General features: G+C 64.7%; 15 protein-coding genes. 2 read left to right on the plus strand and 13 right to left on the minus strand.

The features are described from left to right. Positions 1-53 precede the first annotated feature (53 nt). The 10 genes from HS053_RS22635 to HS053_RS08650 all read right to left on the minus strand — a co-directional run bounded on the left by HS053_RS22635 (position 54) and on the right by HS053_RS08650 (position 10,387). On the minus strand, positions 54-167 hold the full coding sequence (locus HS053_RS22635; protein WP_458358887.1) for a helix-turn-helix transcriptional regulator: 114 nt from the start codon (positions 165-167) through the stop codon (positions 54-56). A gap of 199 nt (positions 168-366) precedes the next feature. Continuing rightward, positions 367-1,146 carry a hypothetical protein gene (locus HS053_RS08610; protein ID WP_174210810.1) on the minus strand — a complete coding sequence of 260 codons (780 nt, stop codon included), beginning with the start codon at positions 1,144-1,146 and terminating at the stop codon, positions 367-369. After that, positions 1,143-2,321, minus strand: coding sequence for a tyrosine-type recombinase/integrase (locus tag HS053_RS08615; RefSeq protein WP_174210811.1), 1,179 nt, complete (start codon positions 2,319-2,321; stop codon positions 1,143-1,145). The genes HS053_RS08610 and HS053_RS08615 overlap by 4 nt, the downstream gene beginning before the upstream one ends. Before the next feature lie 303 nt (positions 2,322-2,624). Beyond that, entirely contained in the window at positions 2,625-3,686 is a 1,062-nt protein-coding gene (locus tag HS053_RS08620; protein WP_174210812.1) for an ABC transporter ATP-binding protein, read from the minus strand. Continuing rightward, the gene (locus HS053_RS08625; RefSeq protein WP_174210813.1) at positions 3,686-4,468 is read right to left on the minus strand and encodes an ABC transporter permease; all 783 of its coding nucleotides are present in this window, start codon (positions 4,466-4,468) and stop codon (positions 3,686-3,688) included. Before HS053_RS08625 ends, HS053_RS08620 begins: the two co-directional genes overlap by 1 nt. Beyond that, on the minus strand, positions 4,465-5,343 hold the full coding sequence (locus HS053_RS08630) for an ABC transporter permease (protein ID WP_174210814.1): 879 nt from the start codon (positions 5,341-5,343) through the stop codon (positions 4,465-4,467). The genes HS053_RS08625 and HS053_RS08630 overlap by 4 nt, the downstream gene beginning before the upstream one ends. Before the next feature lie 99 nt (positions 5,344-5,442). Beyond that, positions 5,443-6,546: an ABC transporter substrate-binding protein gene (locus tag HS053_RS08635; RefSeq protein WP_174210815.1), complete on the minus strand. Its 1,104-nt coding sequence runs from the start codon at positions 6,544-6,546 to the stop codon at positions 5,443-5,445. Positions 6,547-6,876: 330 nt separating this feature from the next. Beyond that, positions 6,877-7,707: an alpha/beta hydrolase gene (locus HS053_RS08640; RefSeq protein WP_174210816.1), complete on the minus strand. Its 831-nt coding sequence runs from the start codon at positions 7,705-7,707 to the stop codon at positions 6,877-6,879. After that, the gene (locus HS053_RS08645) at positions 7,707-9,173 is read right to left on the minus strand and encodes an NAD-dependent succinate-semialdehyde dehydrogenase (RefSeq protein WP_174210817.1); all 1,467 of its coding nucleotides are present in this window, start codon (positions 9,171-9,173) and stop codon (positions 7,707-7,709) included. Before HS053_RS08645 ends, HS053_RS08640 begins: the two co-directional genes overlap by 1 nt. Positions 9,174-9,190: 17 nt before the next feature. Continuing rightward, complete coding sequence (locus tag HS053_RS08650; RefSeq protein ID WP_174210818.1) at positions 9,191-10,387, minus strand: iron-containing alcohol dehydrogenase; 1,197 nt, start codon at positions 10,385-10,387, stop codon at positions 9,191-9,193. 187 nt (positions 10,388-10,574) lie between these two features. Between HS053_RS08650 and HS053_RS08655 the strand changes: the two genes are divergently transcribed. Together HS053_RS08655 and HS053_RS08660 are read left to right on the plus strand one after the other, a co-directional pair. Next, positions 10,575-11,264, plus strand: a complete 690-nt coding sequence (locus HS053_RS08655) for a GntR family transcriptional regulator (RefSeq protein WP_174210819.1) — start codon at positions 10,575-10,577, stop codon at positions 11,262-11,264. A gap of 44 nt (positions 11,265-11,308) precedes the next feature. Next, the gene (locus HS053_RS08660) at positions 11,309-11,902 is read left to right on the plus strand and encodes a DJ-1/PfpI family protein (RefSeq protein ID WP_174210820.1); all 594 of its coding nucleotides are present in this window, start codon (positions 11,309-11,311) and stop codon (positions 11,900-11,902) included. A 69-nt stretch (positions 11,903-11,971) separates the two neighbouring features. Here the strand turns inward: HS053_RS08660 and HS053_RS08665 are convergent, their stop codons facing one another. From HS053_RS08665 to HS053_RS08675, 3 genes are all read right to left on the minus strand, one after another. Then, on the minus strand, positions 11,972-13,531 hold the full coding sequence (locus HS053_RS08665) for a trimethylamine methyltransferase family protein (protein ID WP_174210821.1): 1,560 nt from the start codon (positions 13,529-13,531) through the stop codon (positions 11,972-11,974). Between the two features lie 117 nt (positions 13,532-13,648). After that, positions 13,649-14,344, minus strand: a complete 696-nt coding sequence (locus tag HS053_RS08670) for an HAD family hydrolase (RefSeq protein WP_174210822.1) — start codon at positions 14,342-14,344, stop codon at positions 13,649-13,651. A 52-nt stretch (positions 14,345-14,396) separates the two neighbouring features. Next, positions 14,397-14,678: a DUF3572 domain-containing protein gene (locus HS053_RS08675; protein ID WP_174210823.1), complete on the minus strand. Its 282-nt coding sequence runs from the start codon at positions 14,676-14,678 to the stop codon at positions 14,397-14,399. Between the last annotated feature and the right edge of the window lie 129 nt (positions 14,679-14,807).

Raw genomic sequence — 14,807 nt, forward strand, 5'->3', positions numbered from 1 at the left:
GCTGAGAAGGGTTTGGACCGGCGGGGCGCACTCTCTCTTTGCAGCGCCGGTGATCAACCCGAAGCGCGGGCAGCCTTGGCTTTGTCGATCACGGCCAGAATTTCAGACAGCGGCCAGCGCGACAAACCACCCAGTTTGACCGGGCGCGGCACGGTATGATCAGCCACCCGACGCCAAAAGGTAGGGACACTGAGCTGCAGCAAGGCTGCGGCCTCGCGCACGGTCAGAAGGGGGTCTATCCCCGCTTCAGGAATGGCTCCGAGGCTTGGGGGAAAGGGTCTGCTTTGCATCGATCCAGCTCCATGCGGAATGAGTCTGATCGAGACATGCATGATTTGACCTGGGACATTGGCCGGTATGTCCCAACTATTTTTTCCGGCTTCTCTGCCAGAGTTTTCGGTTTGCATTAGCGCTGACGCCCAGTCCTTCCCGGTACGCAATCTCTGCCGCCCTAGCCGTGCTGTGGCCAGATTCGACCAGCTCCTCCATCCGTTTCAGCCGTTCCCTGTTGCTTGCCGAGTTATTCTGGCGGGTCCTTTCGGCGCCTTGTCTGGCGGCAGTGATCACCTTGGCACCTCGCACGGCATCGCACTCGATCACCTTGCCATGGGCGGCCTGAGCCATTGCTCCGGCGCGCAAGGCCAATCCCGCGATATCCGCAAGCACCTCGGTCAGCCAACACCGATCCTCGGCGTCGTCCAGTTGCAGGATCATCGCCTGACTGTTCCGTTCGATCTCGTCTAGAAGGTCAAGCGCATCGCGGGCGTGCTGTCTGCGCGAGAGAGAGACAGCCCCCTTCGTGACTTCGGGTGCCCCGACAAGCGCTTCCATAAGACTGCGGACGTCAACGTGCAGCATTTGCCAGTTCTGCCCGGCATCTTCCGGCGCACCCCGAACCGAAGCCTCCAACTCGCCAAGGAGCAGGATCTTCGCAGCGCCCGCCCGCAGGTCTGTCCCTAACTCGGCGGGATGCCTGTGCCGGGTCTGTGTTTCGGTACCGTTGACCTCTGTAGTCGTCGGAACAATTCGCTTTAGGGCTTCAAGCAATGCCACCCGTTCGGCCGGCGGATAGGACAGCATGCGGCCCGACAGGGCGTCCCAGTCTTGGGCACGAACAAGGCCCAGCCACTCGGGTTCTGGTGTCATCTATTGCCTCCAGAACCGGCCAAATGCGCGGCCCAGCGCTCCAGAAGAACGCGCCGCTGTTCAAGGAAATCGGTCCGGCGATAAGCCCGTTCGACCAGACCACCGACAGCATGGCCCAGCATGGTCTCGGCCACCTCATGCGGCGCCTCGGTCGCTTCTGCCAGCCAGTCGCGCAGGCTTGAGCGGAACCCATGCGGACGCGCCGCCATCTGCCGCCGCTCCATCAGCCGCGACATGGTGGCATCCGAGATCACACCTTTGCGCTGGCTGGGGAAGAGGAAGCCCTCCCGCGCCAATGGCAGCGCCTGCCGGATGATCCGCTGCGCTTCACTTGACAGCGGCACCCGGAAGTCGGGCGTAGCATCGCGCCGCCCTTTCATCCTGTCCCCCGGAATCGTCCAGACATCGTCCGCAATCTGCTCCAGCCGCAAGAACCGCAGCGGAGCCGATCGCACCCCGGTCAGCATCAGCAGCCGCAGCGCCAGATGGGTGATCGAGCCATCAACGAGGCTGGCGTAGAACTCCGGCACCTCTGCCCAAGGCAGCGAGGGAACGTTCTGCACCTTGTGGCGCTGCTTGCCCAAGAGAGCCTTGGCCTTGTCCACGGCCTGAAGATCAACATCCAGCCCAAGGGCTGCGGCATGCTTCAGACAAATCCCCAAGCGGTTCAGCGCCTTCTTGGCCGTATCGGCTTTGGCATGCCAGATCGGCGCCAGGACATCACGGATATCCGTCTGATCGATTTCTGACACGGGCACCCGGCCGAGTTTTGGCAGGACATAGAGCTTCAGCGGCGAGAACCAGCGGCCAGCCTCTCCGTCCTCCTTCAGCTCCGCCTTGCGGCTTTCGAAGGCGTCTGCCGCAATGTCCTGCAGAACATGCAGGTTGCGCGCGGCCAACCTCCGCTCACGCTCGCGCTGCTTGATCGGATCAACATCTTGAGCCGAAACTGCACGCCACTTCGCCGCCGCCAAGCGCGCATCCTTCAGCGAAACCGACGACAGGGCGCCCAGCCCCATCTCGCGCCGTCGCCCATGCACAGTGACCCGCAGCACCCATTGCCCGCCACCATCTTCACGCTTGAACAGCCAAAGCCCGCCACCGTCGGAGTACTTCCCCGCAGGGACCGACCTGACCTCAACTGCCGTCAACTTGTTCAGAGCACGCGCGGCCAATCTGATCCACCTTTCAATCCACCCCTAAATCTAGCATGACATGATCCAACCTGAAACCATCTGATACGGAATTTGTCAGCAAACATTTGAAATAGATAAGTAAAAATTCTCTCGTGCGACAGGGTGATATGCCAATTTATCCGGATATAGAAAAATGCACGGCCCTCTTGCAGCACCACCCCTCCCCCTACATCTGGTTGTGCCTTGCGAATTGCGGGCGGTATTCTGTCCTGCTTTAACACAAGACGAAACGGACCGCGGTTGCGGTCCGTTTTGGGCTGGTTTCGGGGCCTTGGCCGGGGATCAGCCCGGCACGAAGATCACGTCGCGGGCGGCGAAGCTGATCTCGGTGGGGCTGCCAAGCGGCGGTGGCGGCTGGTCGGGGCGGTTGAAGGTGTCGAGTGCGACCACCGTATCGGCCACCCGCAGCCGGAGCCGGATCACCGAGCCGAGGAAATGCACCGCGTCGATCGTGGCGGGCAGCACCACGTCGCTGCCTTCGCTGCGGCCAAGGTGGATCGCCTCGGGGCGCAACGCCACGGTGACCGTATCGCCCTTGGCTGCGCCGCCCAGATCGCGGCCAATCCGCAGCCCCTGCCCCGCGATAGTCAGTTCCCCGGTCGCGGGCGCCTCGACCACGGCCGGGAACATGTTCAGCGTGCCGACGAAACCCGCAACAAAGCGGGTGCGCGGGTTGTTGTAAATCTCGAACGGGGCGCCGGCCTGTTCGGCGATGCCGCCGTTCATCACCACGATACGGTCAGACACCGACATCGCCTCTTCCTGATCATGGGTCACGAAGATGGTGGTGATACCCAGTTCGCGCTGGATGTCGCGGATTTCGTTGCGCAGAGAGACCCGCACCTTGGCATCCAGTGCCGAAAGCGGCTCATCCAGCAAGAGAACGCGGGGGCGCGGCGCCAGTGCGCGGGCCAGGGCCACGCGCTGTTGCTGGCCACCCGAAAGCTGGAACGGATAGGAGGGCCCCTTGTCGGGCAGGCCGATCAGGCGCAGCATCTCGGTGACGCGGGCGTTGCGTTCGTCCTTGGGCACGCCTTTGACCCTGAGCCCGAAGGCCACGTTGTCGGCCACGGTCATGTTGGGAAACAGCGCATAAGCCTGAAACATCATGCCGATGGCGCGCTGGTTCGGGCGCTGGCCCGTCACATCCTGCCCGTCGATGCGGATTTGCCCCGAGGTCGGCGTCTCGAACCCCGCCACCATGCGCAGCACGGTGGTCTTGCCGCAGCCCGAGGGGCCAAGCAGCGAGATGAACTCGCCCTTCTCGATGCCGAGGTTGAAATCCTTGACCACACGGTTGGAACCAAAGGTCTTTTCAAGGTTGGTCAGGTCCAGAAAGGCCATCAGGCTTTCGCCCTTTCATGTTTCGAGAAGCGGGTGACAAGCTGGATCAGCCCCATGCAGGCCCAGGTGATGGCAAAGGCGATCACCGCAAGGGCGGGCGGCTCATAGGCGCGGTTGGCCCCCAGAAGCTGCATGAAGGGGCCGAAGGCCGGGCGGTTCAGCAGGGCGGCCATGGTGAATTCACCGATGACGATGGCAAGGGTCAGGAAAGCGCCCGACAGCACGGCCACCAGCACATTGGGCAGGATGATCCGCGCCAGAATGGTGAACCAGCCGGCGCCAAGGCTTTGCGCCGCCTCGGTCAGGGTGGCCACGTCGATGGTGCGAAGGCCCGTGTCCACGGCGCGATACATATAGGGCAGCGCCAGCGTGGCATAACCCATGGTCAGAAGGATGTCGGTGCCGAAGGCCGAGCCGGTCAGCGGCAGGAAGGACGAGGTGTTGTAAAGCCGGATATAGCCGAAGACGATGACGATGGCCGGAATGACCAGCGGCAGAAGGGTGATGAACTCGATCACCGGGCGGGCCTGCGGCAGTTTCAGCCGCACCCAATAGGCGGTCGGCACCACGAGCAGAACACCGAACACGATGGTCGCGGCGGCCAGCGTGAGAGAATAGCCGAAGGTGGCCCAGAAGGTCGGGTCTTCAAACACCTTCATATAGGCGTCAAAGGAATAGACGCCGCGCCGCATCTTCAGGCTGAACTCGGTCATGCCGGCCAGCGGCAACAGGAAATAGAGGCAGCCCAGCAGCAGCGCCGCCCAGGCAAAAATCCGGGTCATTTCAGCCACCTCTCCGAGCGGGTTCGCAGCACGATATAGGTGACATTGGCCAGCCCGGTGATCACGATCATCCCGAAGGCCAGCGCATAGCCAAGGTTCGGATTGCCCAGAACGTCACCGCGGATCTGGGCAAACAGCTTGATCGGCACGATGTTCAACTGCGGCCCGGTCAGGGCAAAGGCCGTGGCGACCGCCCCGAAGGAATTGGCGAACAAGAGCGCGAATGTGCCCAGAAGCGAGGGGAACAGGATCGGAAACGCCACCATGCGCCAATATTGCGTCGCCGTGGCGCCCAGCACTTCGGCAGCCTCGCGCCATTCGCGTTTCAGCCCGTCAAGGGCCGGGATGATGATCAGGATCATCAGCGGAATCTGGAAGAAGAGATAGGTCACCACCAGCCCCCAGAAGGACAGGAGGTTGAAGCCCATCGCGCGCAGGTTGATGCCGAATTCGGTCTTCAGCCACAGCGTCACCAGCCCGGCCGGGCCAAGCGTGGCGATGAAGGCAAAGGCCAGCGGCACCCCGGCAAAGTTGGATGCCACCCCCGAAAAGGTCAGGAGCGGGCCGCGAATGCCCTTGGGCAAGCCGCCGAACACCACCGCCGCAGCCATGGCAAAGCCCACGGCGCAGCCCAGAAGTGCGGTGATCAGCGACAGTTTGATCGAGGTCCAATAGGCCGACCGGATGGAGTCGGTGTTCAGGTCGATCAGGTTTTGCAGGGTAAAACTGCCTTCGGGGGACTGGAAGGCGCCCAGCACGATCTTCATCGTCGGCAGGATCAGAAACAGCAGCGCGAACAGCACAAAAGGCAAAATGCCCAGCCATTCGACGGGCAATCGCAGTTTGGGCCGGTGGCGCGGGGGGGTGTCGGTCATCGCTGTTCCTCGTCTGTCGGGCCTCCCGCGGCGTCTGGCGGCCAGGGTGAGGCGGCCCTGCCCCGGGCTGAACCGGGACAGGGCGCTGGTCAGGTCAGATCACTCGACGTTGGCGCCGACGGTCGCGTCCCAGCCGCCGGTCACGGCGGCCTTGTTGGCGTTCACCTCGTCCAGCGTCGGGAAATAGGCGGCCTCATAGGCGGCAGCCGGGGGCAGCGCGTCCAGCAGGTCTTGCGGGATCTTGCCGGCGGCGGCCATCGCGTTGAAGCGCGCCGGGTGGCAATAGCCCTTCAGCCAGCCGAGTTGGCCTTCGTCGCTGTAGAGATATTCCATCCACAGTTTCGCGGCATTCGGCTGCGGCGCATAGGCCGAGATCGCCTGCACATAGACACCGGCCAGAACGCCCGACTTCGGCACGACCACTTCAACCGGCGGGTTGCCGGCCAGCGTGTCGCGTGCGGCAAGGGCGTTGTAGTCCCACATGATGACGATGGGCGTGGTGCCCTGCGCCAGCGTGCCCGCCTTGCCGATGACCGGCACGAAGTTGCCCGCATCGTTCAGTTGCTTGAAGAATTCAAGGCCCGCGATGCCTGCGGCTTCGCCCGGCGCTGCGCCGGTGGACATGCCCGCGGCCAGAACCGCCAGGATCGCCTGGTTCGAAGCGCGCGGATCACCGGCGAGCGAGACCTGACCGGCATATTCCGGCTTGAGCAGATCGGCCCAGTCCTGCGGCACGTTCTCGACCAGATCCTTGTTCACAAGGAAGGACATCACGCCGTAATAATCGCCATACCAATGGCCCTCGGCATCCTTGATGCCCTCGGGAATTTCGGCCCAGGTGGCCACCTGGTGCGCCTGCGTCAGACCTTCGGCCTTGGCCGAGGGACCAAAGGCCAGACCAACGTCGATCACGTCGGGCGCCTGCGGGCCCTTGTTGTCCTTGTTGGCCTTGATCGCCTCAACTTCATCGGCCGAGCCCGCATCGGGGTTCAGCTCGTTCACCTTGATTTCGGGATACTTCGCCTTGAAGCCCTCGATCACGCCGCCATAGCCGCACCAGTCATGCGGCAGGGCGATGGTGGTCAGCATCCCTTCGGCCTTGGCCGCGGTCTCAAGCTCGGCAAGCGACTGGGCCGCGACAACCGAACCCGACAGCATGGCCGCAAGGCTTGCCGTCATTCCAAGTGCCGTTCTGATGATCATTCACATATCCTCCTGTGTTGCCGGCCCTCTGCGTCCTGCGCAGGCACCCCGGGGGCGCCAGGCTTCGCGCCGGGTTTGCCGGTGCCTAGTCAGACTTTGTTACGCTTCAATGACAATCGTTTCCAGCGCGACGTTACAAAACTGTCATAAACCGGACATCGGCCCACAACCCTTGCACGAAAGGCCGCGTCGCCACCCGCGATCCGGCCTTGCAGGCATGGAAGAACGCGCTTCGGCTGCAGAGGCGACCGGACACAGAAGGCTTTGCGTCTGAAGCAAAATTTTCAAGGCTTTGACAGGATTTACGCCCCCGCCGCCCCGAATCGCACCCTATCCAGCCACCATATCGGCCAGCCTGCGGCCCAGCGCATGACCGGGATCGGCAAGGGCCAGAACCACGCTCAGATGGTTCAGACCCGGTTCACAGCGCAGGGTGCTGCCGGGCAGCAGCGCCGCCATCCGCACGGCCTGATCGTGAAAGGGGGCGGTTTCCGCAGCACCCCGGGTCAGCACACGCTCTGGCCCCGGATCGTGCCGGGCGTCCAAAGGCGACCATGCGGCGGCCTCATCCGGGCGCATCCGCGCCTCGTCCTTCAGGAAGCTGCCGGGGATGCCCGACAGATCGTAGATGCCGCTGACCAGCAGCATCCCGCGCAGGGTGGGCAGGCCCGGCGGCGGTTCGCCCACGCCCTGCGCCGCAAGATAACTGGCCAGATGTGCCCCCGCCGAATGGCCGCTGACCGTGACCCGCGCCGGATCGGCGCCAAAGCCGGGGGCCATGGCCACCAGATGCCGCATCGCCTGCCGCACCTGTGCCACCAGCACCGCCAGCCGGGTGACCGGCATCAGATCATAGCCGACAATCGCGGCAATGCCGCCCGCCGCCAGAACCGGCGCGGCGACCAGCCGGTGATCTTCCTTGCAGCCCGCCCGCCAATAGCCGCCATGCACGAAAAGATGCAGCGGCGCGCCGGATTTCAGATTCGGCGGCAGGATCAGGTCCATCCTTTCGCGCGGACGCGGGCCATAGGCGATATTCGCCTGCATCTCGGCATGGGCGGCAAGCGCGCGCGACCGCGCGGCGGTTTCTGCCATGATCTCATCGAAATCGGGAATGAAGTCGCGGTTGCGGTAGAGGTCTGGCGCGATATCCTCGGGCATCAGAAGGCCACGGCGAAATACTTGGGTTCCAGAAACTCAAGAATGCCGGTCACGCCGCCTTCCCGCCCCAGCCCGCTTTGCTTGGCGCCGCCAAAGGGGGCCGCCGGATCGGACATCAGTCCACGGTTGATGGCAACCATGCCGGATTCAATCGCCTTGCCCACCCGCAAGGCGCGCGACAGGTCGCGGGAATAGACATAGGCGGCAAGCCCGTATTCGGTGTCATTCGCCATGCGGATCGCCTGTTCTTCGGTGTCGAAACGGTAGATGGGGGCGACGGGGCCGAAAATCTCTTCATGGGCGATTTCGGCATCGGCGGGCAGGTTTTCAAGCACGGTCGGCGGGTAGAAATAACCGATGCCGGGCAAGGGCGCCCCGCCCGTCGTCACCCGCGCCCCGCGTGCCACGGCCTGGGTCACCAGCCGGTCGATCTTGGCCACCGCCTTGGCGGTGATCATCGGGCCCACCTGCGTCGCCGGATCGGTGCCCGGCCCCAGCTTCAGCGCCGCCATCCGCGCGGTCAGCCCGGCGACAAAGGCATCATGAATGCCCGCCTGCACATAGAAACGGTTGGCGGCGGTGCAGGCTTCGCCCGCGTTGCGCATCTTGGCGATCATCGCGCCATCCAGCGCCGCCGCAAGATCGGCATCATCGAACACCACGAAAGGCGCGTTGCCCCCCAGCTCCATCGAGCAGGAGACCACCGTCTTCGCCGCCTCGGCCAGCAGGGTCCGCCCCACGCCGGTCGATCCGGTGAAGGACAGTTTGCGCACCCGCGGATCGGCCAGCATGGCCGAAACCACCGGGCCGGGCTGCGTCGTGGTCAGCACATTCACCACCCCGGGCGGCACCCCGGCCTCGGCCCCCAGACGCGCCATGGCATAGGCGGTCAGCGGCGTTTCCGAGGCGGGTTTCAGGATCACCGTGCAGCCGGCGGCCAGCGCCGGGCCAATCTTGCGCGTGGCCATGGCGGCGGGAAAGTTCCACGGCGTGATCAGCACCGAAATGCCGATCGGGTCATGGTCCACCAGAATATGATGCGCGCCCGAGGGGGTGTGGCGGAACTCGCCCGGGACCCGCACCGCCTCTTCGGAATACCAGCGGAAGAATTCGGCGGCATAGGCCACCTCGCCCCGCGCATCGGGCAGCGCCTTGCCGTTTTCCAGCGAGATCAGCCGCGCCAGATCCTCGGCATGTTCGGTCATCAGGGTGAACCAGCGGCGCAGGATTTCGGCGCGGGCGCGCGGCGGCGTGGCCCGCCAGCCCGCCGCAGCCGCCTCAGCCGCCTCCACCGCGCGCAGGGCATCGGCGATTGTGGCATCGGGCACTTCGGCCAGAATGCGGGCGCTGGAGGGGTCCATCACCGGAATGCCGTGGCCCGGCTCCCAGGCCCCGGCGATGTAAAGGCCCCCGGCATGCAGGTGCGGATCGGCGAAATCTTCGCCCGAAGGTGTGTCGAGGGTCATTGTCTGTCCTTTCCGGGTCACGCGATCAGGCCGAAATCGCCCGAATGGGCGGCTTGCAAAAGGCGGGTCATGCCCGCCGGGTCCAGCGGGCGGGGGTTGTTCTGGATCAGCCGCTCGATCCCGCAGGATTGTTCGGCGACCCAAGCGATGCGCCCGGCCTTAAGCCCCAAGGCGGACAGCGTCGGCGGAATGCCGATGCGGGCGAAGAGGGCCGTGATGGCAGGGATCACCGCGCCACCCGAAGGCAGCCCCATTGCAGCGGCCATCTGATCCAGTTCCGGGCCGATGTCGGGGCGGTTCCAGACCATGACATAGGGCATCAGGCAGGCCACCCCGGCCCCATGCGCAGTATGGGTCAGCGCCCCCACCGGATATTGAATCGCATGGGCCGCCGCCGTGCCCGCCACGCCGAAAGCCAGCCCGGCAAAGGTCGCCCCGCGCATGACCAAAGCCCGCGCTTCGGCATTGCCATCGGTGCAGGCCGCCTCAAGCCCTTGCCACAGAAGATTGATTGCCGTCAGCGCGAACTGGTCGGAGATCGCATTCTTGCCGATGAACACCCGTTCCTGCGTCAGAAGATCGGTCACCGGGCGGCGCCTTGCGGTAAACGCCTCAATCGCATGGGTCAGGGCATCGGCCCCGGCAATGGCGGTCAGGCCCGCAGGGCAGGTCAGCGTCAGGTCGGGGTCGCAGATTGCCGCAGCCGGGATCAGATGGGGGCTGGAGATGCCCACCTTCAGGCTGCGCGCCGCATCCGACAGCACCGCAACCGGCGTCACCTCGGACCCGGTTCCGGCCGTTGTCGGCACGGCAATCAGCGGCAGGATCGGGCCGGGCACCTTCAACTCGCCGTAATAATCCTGCGGGCGCCCGCCATGGGCCAGAAGCAGCGCCACGCATTTCGCCATATCAAGGCAGGAACCGCCCCCCACCCCGATCACCAGATCGGGGGCAAAGCTGCGGGCGGCTTCGGCGGCAGTCTCGGCGGTTTCCACCGGCACATCGGGCAAGGTGCCGCTTTCCACCCGCAGCACCAGACCAGCCTGCGCAAGATCGGCGAGAATCGCCTGAAACTCGCCCTCCGCCGCCAGCCGCGCATCGGTCACCACCAGCGCCCGGCGCCCCAGACGCACCGCCACCGCCCCCAAAGCCCGGCGCTGTCCGGGGCCGAAGAGGATTTCGCGCGGGGCCCGGATCGTGCCGAAATGGTCCATGTTTCAACTCCTTGGCGGTGGATCGGGGCCGATGGTTCTGGCCGGGCTTCGGGTGGCGCCCCTCTTCGACTGACGAGTGCCGGGCAAGACGGGTTGATCCTATATCGGATCGTATACGATATTGTATTTGACATTCGATAGCATATTTGCGACCCATCCTGTCAAGTCAAACACCGAGGGCCGCCGGATGGGAACCGCAACCGAAGAGATCGCCGCCAAGGGCCTGTTGCCGCGTCCGGCCAGCATGGTGGATGGGGTTTATGACGGCATCTATGAAAAGCTGATGTCGCTGGAGATTGCCCCCGGCGCCCGCATTCCGATCGACGTGATCGCGCGTGACATGAATGTCTCGCAAACCCCCGTGCGCGAAGCCCTTTCCCGGCTTGAGCGTGAGGGGCTGGTGCGCAAGGCGCATCTGATCGGCTATTCCGCCGCCCCCCTGCTGACCCGCAAGCAATTCGACGACCTTTACACCTTCCGCCTGCTTCTGGAACCCGAAGGGGCGCGGCTGGCAGCGCTGCGCATGACGCCCGAGGCGCTGGCCCTGCTCGAAGCGGCGGCGGCGGATATGGGCCATGGCGCGGCGCCGGTGGACCGCACCAGCCGCTATTCGCGCTTTGCCCGCGCCGACGCCCATTTCCACGATGCCATCCTGCAAATCGCCGGCAATGAGGTGATCCGCAGCACGCTGTTCAACCAGCATGTGCATCTGCATCTGTTCCGGCTGATGTTCCACACCCGCGTCACGCAAGAGGCGCTGGAAGAGCATGAAAATCTGCTGGCCGCCTTCCGGGCCGGCGATGCGCCCGCAGCGCAGGCCCGGATGAGCGAACATATCGCCCGTTCGCGCAGCCGCCTGCTGTCGGCCTTTGAATGACCGGGGCCACCCCCGCCCTTTTACCCCACGAGAGGAGACCCATGATGCCCGGCAAGAAAATCCTGATGCTGACCGGCGAGTTTACCGAGGAATATGAGATTTTCGTGTTCGAGCAGGGAATGGAGGCCGTGGGCCATACCGTCCATGTCGTCTGCCCCGACAAGAAGGCGGGGGAAAAGATCCAGACCTCGCTGCACGATTTCGAAGGTCACCAGACCTATATCGAGCGGTATGGCCATTTCGCCGACATCAACAAGACCTTCTCCGAGGCCGAGGCCGAGCTGGATCAGTATGATGCGGTCTATTGCGCGGGTGGGCGCGGCCCGGAATACATCCGCACCGATCCGCGGATTCAGGCGATGGTCCGGCATTTCCACGAGGCGAAGAAACCGATCTTCACCATCTGCCACGGTGTGCAGATTCTGATCGCGGTCGATGGTGTGGTGCGCGGCAAGAAGGTGGCCGCCCTTGGCGCCTGCGCCCCCGAAGTGGCGCTTGCTGGCGGCACCTATATCGACGTTGCCCCGACCGAAGCCTATGTCGATGGCACCATGGTTTCCGCCAAGGGCTGGACCGGGCTGGCGGCCTTCATGCGCGAATGCCTCAAGGTGCTGGGCACCAAGATCACCCACGCCTGACCCCTGACAATAGGAAAGGGCGCCCTGCCGGATATTGCGGGGCGCCCTTTCCTTTGGGTTCAGCGCGGCTCAGAAATCGGTCGGCGCCCCGCCCTCTTGCTTGCGGCGGGCGACGAAGCGGCGGAGTTCCTCTTGGTGATCGCCGTTCATCTCGGGCGCCTCGAATTCCGCAATGATCTGCTTGTAGATGCGATGCGCCCGTTCGCTGGTCCAGACCGCACCATCGCCCTGCCACGCCTCATAATTGCGCCAGTCGCTGACGAAGGGGGCATAGAAGGCGGTGGAATAGCGCGCCTGTGTATGGGCGCAACCGAAGTAATGGCCGCCCGCCCCCACCTCGCGGATGGCATCAAGGGCGATGTCATCCTCGGTCGTGGCAAAGGTCGCCTCTTCGAAATAGCGCTGGATCATCTGCAAGACTTCGCAATCCATCACGAATTTCTCAGGGCTGGCGATCAGCCCGCCCTCCAGCCAGCCCGCCGCGTGATAGACCATGTTGGTCTGGCTTTGCACCGCCGCCCAAAGGCTGTTGGAGGTTTCCCACATCGACTGCCCGTCGGGCACATTGGCCGCGCAGACGCCCGAAGACCGCATCGGCAGCTTGTAATGCCGCACCAACTGCCCGGTCATCTGCGTGGCGCGCATGTATTCCGGCGTGCCAAAGGCCGGGGCGCCCGATTTCATGTCCACATTCGAGGTGAAGGTGCCCAAGGCCACCGGGCAACCGGGGTTGATGTATTGCAACAGCGCCACCGCCGCCAAGCCTTCGGCCAGCGACAGGGTGACGGCCCCCGCCATGGTGACCGGCGCCATGGCCCCCGCCAGCGTGAAGGGGGTGATCACCACCGGCTGGCCGCGCCGTGCCAGCCGCATCGCGCCATCCAGCATCGGATAGTCATGCTTCAGCGGGCTGACCGAGTTGATGTTGGTATACATCCGCGGCTTGGCCTGAAACTCTTCCTCGCTCAGGCCCCCGGCAATGCGGGCCATTTCCATCACATCCTCGACCCGCTCGGCGCCAAGGCTGTAGGCGTGAACGACCTTGTCGGTCAGCGTCAGCTTTTCATAGAGGCAGTCCAGATGGCGCACCGAGGGGTGAATATCAATCGGCTCCACCGGATAACCGCCGGCGATATGGATGCAGTTGAAATACTGCGTCAGCTTCATGAATTCCTTGAACGTCTCGAAATCGCCCGAGCGTTTGCCGCGCTCCAGATCCCAGGCGTTGGGCGGCGAGGAGACGTTGACGAACAGCATATGCTTGCCGCCCATGATCACCTCACGCGCCGGGTTGCGCGGGGTGATGGTAAAGCTTTCGGGCGCGTGGCCCAGCATCTCCATCACGAACTCTTCGTCCATGCGGACGTTGGTTCCGTTCACCGTGCAACCGGCCTGTTTCAGGATCGCCACCGCCTCGGGGTTCAGGAATTCGATGCCGATTTCCTTGAGGATGCGCATGGTGCCGCGGTGGATCGCCTGCACGCCGTCGGCGTCCAGCGGTTCGGTCGGGCGGTCGGGGTTGACCGGAATGCGCCAGGGCATCTGGTCGATCACGGCGGAACCGGCGCGGGTCTTGTTGCCGGCGCGGCCCCCGGCCCGGCGCTTGCGCGCGGTTGCGTCGTCGGTCATGGTCGTCTCCATCCTGGCACGCCCGCTTTGGGGGCTTGCGCACAGGATGGCGGAAAGCCGCGCGGCGCGCTGACCAAAAAACCGACGCAATCATGTCGTTTTTGGCAGGCGCCTCACTCAGGAGGCGCGGCGCGCGTCGATCCAGTCGCCCAAAGTGGCGATATCGGGCAGCACGACATCGGCATGGGGCGCCAGTTCCTCGCGCGTGGCGATGCCGGTCAGCACGGCGACCACGGCCATTCCGGCGGCGCGGCCCGCCTCCATGTCATGGCGGCTGTCGCCCACCATCACGGCGCGGGCGGCCGGAACGCCCACCGCCTCGGCAAAGGCCAGAAGCTGGCCCGGTGCCGGTTTGCCGCCCCAGCCGGAATCACAACCCGCAACGAAGTCGAAGAGATCCAGAACGCCCGCCCCGCCCAGATGGGCGCGGGCCGGAACCTCGGTGTCATTGGTGGCAAGGCCCAGCGCCAGCCCGCGCGCCCGCAACCCCTCAAGCACCGCGCGCAAGGGCACGGCGGGGGCCATCGGCGCCTCGGCCGCCAGTTGCTCCATCAGCGCATTCAGCGCGGCGGGGGACAGGGCGGGCACCAGCGGGCGGATTAGATCGGCGATTTCCGGCGTGGTCTGGGCGATCACCGGGCTGTCGGGGCGAAACACCCGATAGCGGCGGTCATAGCCCAGCACCGCGCCCAAGGCCGCCGGATCGGCGCCATGGGCCGTCAGCCGGTCGATCAGCGCCTCGGTCCAGCCGCCCCATGAGGCACGAAAGTCGAACAGCGTGCCGTCCTTATCGAAGATTACCGCGTCGATCATCCTGCCCCCCATGCTGCGGCCCGATCATGGCGCGGTCCAGCGTCGGGTGCAATCAGGTCCAATGCGGGTCGCGCCCGCCCGGCAGACCCATCCGCGCCTGACCGATGGCTTCGGGCGGCAGGCCAAGGGCGGCGGCGCAGGCGATCACCCGCGCATCGCTTTCCAGACAGAAATCCACCACCGCCGCCAGAAAATGCGGCTCGCGGGCCAGACCGGCGATCTGACCCGGATCGGCGCCCGTCGCCGCCAGAAACGGCTCAATCAACTCTGGGTCGCTGACAAGCCATGTCAACACACGCAGAGCGGTTGTTTCGGCGGTTTCCTGCGCATTCATACCCGTCTCCCCCGGTGCCCTCACGGCTTTGCTACCCGTTCGGAGCGATTGGTTACCAGTTTGGAAAGGATTTCTTAACCACTTCGCCCGCAGAGTGAAACCACACCGCAACGCAGGCAGGTCAAGGGC

It is taken from the genome of Tabrizicola fusiformis (assembly GCF_013328815.1).
Lineage (GTDB): Bacteria > Pseudomonadota > Alphaproteobacteria > Rhodobacterales > Rhodobacteraceae > Fuscibacter.